The following is a 2,638-nucleotide window of genomic DNA, read 5'->3' on the forward strand; positions in this document are numbered from 1 at the left end:
CTTCACCGACAAGGCCGCGCCCAAGAAGACCTTTATCATCCGTGAACAATCAGCCGGTAAGGCAAAGATCAGAGTCGATCTCAATCAGCCGGTTAAACCCGGGGATACCATCGTTGTACCGGAGTCCTGGTTCTAAGCTTCGACATTAATTCCAGCTATAGAAAGGAAAAGTTATCGGTGGTTTGTAATGGGGCCCCGGCGGGGAAGTACGGCAATGGTTATAATAGCTTGACCACCGCGGCGACGATGGCGATGCCGGCCACCGGCATGGCACCCAGGCGCATAGTGAGATCATGCCGCAGCCGCAGTTCCATCTCCTGCATGTCGCGGCGCAGGCCGGTTTCCAGCTCTTTCATATCGCGTCGCAGCCCGGTTTCCAGTTCTTTGATCCGGGCTTCCAACCGGGCTTCCAACTCTTTGAGGTCCTGCTTGGTGGCCAGCCGTTCCTCTACCAGGCCGGCCATAGACGCAGCTAAGGCTTCGGCCTGTTCCGGGGTGAAATTGGCCGCTTTCAGCTTCTTGGCAAATTCCAGGGTGTCAAAGGCCAGACCGCGCATAAAAGGTCCTCTTTAAAGCAACCCGAAGTAATTTTTATGATAACAGATTAATCAAGGATGTCAAAGTTGAGTTTCCGGTTTCGAGTTTGCATCCGGGCCTGGGGCATTGGGGTGCTCTCGCCAAGCTCATTAGAACATTGCCAAATATAAGAGGTGTTAACCATTATGGAAGAAACCCCGAGTCTGGACTACCCCTTGCCGCAGGGGCGTAGTCTGCAGGAATATCTGGGCATCCTGGTCAAACGCCGTTGGGCCGCCCTCTCCGTGTTTATTACCCTGGTGGTCACCGTAATTTTATATTCTTTTACCGCCACGCCGCGCCACGCCGATTTACAAAGCCACGACCCAGCTGTTGATCGAACGGGAACCCCCCCGCATCCTGGAAGGCCGGGAAGTCATCCCCGGCACTTCCGGCGGCCAAGAGTTTTACCAGACCCAGTACAAGCTCCTGGAGAGCCGCGCCTTGGCCCAAAAGGTGGTGGACAAGCTGCATCTGGACAAGCATCCCGCCTACCGGGAGATTTTTGCCTCGCTGCCCCCGGACGCGGACCCGGCCCAGCGCCGGCAAGCCAAAGAACGGCTGATCAGCGCGGTTTTGAACTCTTTGGAAATTACCCCCATCCGCAACAGCAACCTGGTGGAAGTCAGTTTTTATGATCCCGACCCCAAATTTGCCGCCCGGGTGGTCAATACTCTGGCGAATTGCTACATCGAGCAAAGCTTGGAACTGCGCTTCTCCGCCGCCCAGGAGACCGCGCACTGGCTGCAAAAGAAGATTGCCGAGGCCCGTAAAAAATTGGAAGCTTCGGAGACCAGACTCAACCATTACAAGCGGGAACACAATATCGTCGCCCCTGAAGACAAAGAGAGCATCACTGCCCAGAAGCTGGAGAAGTTGAACCAGGCCCTGGTCGAGGCCCAGACCCGGCGGCTGGAGGTCGAAACCCGTTATAACCAGGTGAGCCAGGGCAAACCGATCTCGGAAGTCCTGGACAATCCGGTGATTCAAGCCCTGAAAGCCCAGGAAGCCGCCATTATCGCCGAACAGTCGCAGCTGGCCCGTAAGTATGGCGAAAAGCATCCCCGGATGATCCGGCTGGCCAACGAATTGGCCGCCATTCGCGGCAAAATGCGGGCCGAGATGCACACCATCATCCAGGCCATCAAAAACCAGTACCAGATGGCCAAAGCCCAGGAAGAAAACCTGAAAGCCGCGTTGGAGGCGCAAAAGGCCCAAACTCAGGACCTGAGCGACCGGTCAATTCAATTTCGGGTGCTCCTGCGGGATGTCGAGACCAACCGGGCCTTGTACGAAAATCTCCTCAAAACCCTGAAGGAAACCACCGCCACCCAGAACGTCCCGGCCACCAATATCCGCATTGTCTACCCGGCCACGGTACCCTCGGCGCCGGTCAAGCCCCGGAAAGTGCGCAACACCCTGCTGGCGGTGGTTATGGGCCTGGTGCTGGCCGGCGGCCTCGCCCTCACCCTGGAGCGGCTGGACAACACCTTCAAGACCCCCCAAGAGGTCGAGGCCTGGCTGGAAATCCCCAATCTGGCCCTGATCCCCCACCTGGAAGCGGCTGACCAAGGCAATAGTCATCAGGCCCCGGCATTGATTATCCAGCATCAACCCCGTCATCTGGTCTCCGAAGCTTATCGGGGCTTGCGCACCAACATTCTGTTTTCCTCTCCGGGCCAGTCCCCTCATACCATCTTGGTGACCAGTTCTATGCCCTTGGAAGGCAAGTCCGTCACCGCCGTCAATCTAGCCGCGGCTATGGCCAAGGCCGAGCCCGCGGTGCTGCTGGTGGATTCTGATCTGCGGCGTCCAACCCTGCAACAATATCTGGAAGTCGAGAAAGAACCGGGACTCAGCAACTTCCTGGTCGGCGAGATCGACGACATCCCGGTTGTAGAAACCCAGGTGCCCCATCTGTTTGTGGTGCCCTCCGGCCCCACCCCGCCTAACCCCTCGGAGCTTCTGGGTTCGGAGCGCATGGGGGAATTTTTGCGCCGGGCCGGGGAGCGGTTCGGCCGCATTATCCTCGATTCGCCGCCCCTGACCTCGGTCACCGACG

Annotated in this window: 2 protein-coding genes; one reads left to right on the top strand and one right to left on the bottom strand. The window is 57.9% G+C overall.

What is annotated here, in order from left to right:
- Positions 1-218 precede the first annotated feature (218 nt).
- Positions 219-557: a hypothetical protein gene (locus tag JRG72_11925; GenBank protein ID MBW2135909.1), complete on the bottom strand. Its 339-nt coding sequence runs from the start codon at positions 555-557 to the stop codon at positions 219-221.
- 352 nt (positions 558-909) lie between these two features.
- Here JRG72_11925 and JRG72_11930 point away from each other — a divergent pair.
- A partial coding sequence (locus JRG72_11930) for a polysaccharide biosynthesis tyrosine autokinase (protein ID MBW2135910.1) occupies positions 910-2,638 on the top strand: 1,729 nt, incomplete at its 3' end.

The sequence above is a fragment of the Deltaproteobacteria bacterium genome (assembly GCA_019309545.1).
In the GTDB taxonomy this organism is placed as follows: domain Bacteria; phylum Desulfobacterota; class Desulfobaccia; order Desulfobaccales; family Desulfobaccaceae; genus Desulfobacca_B.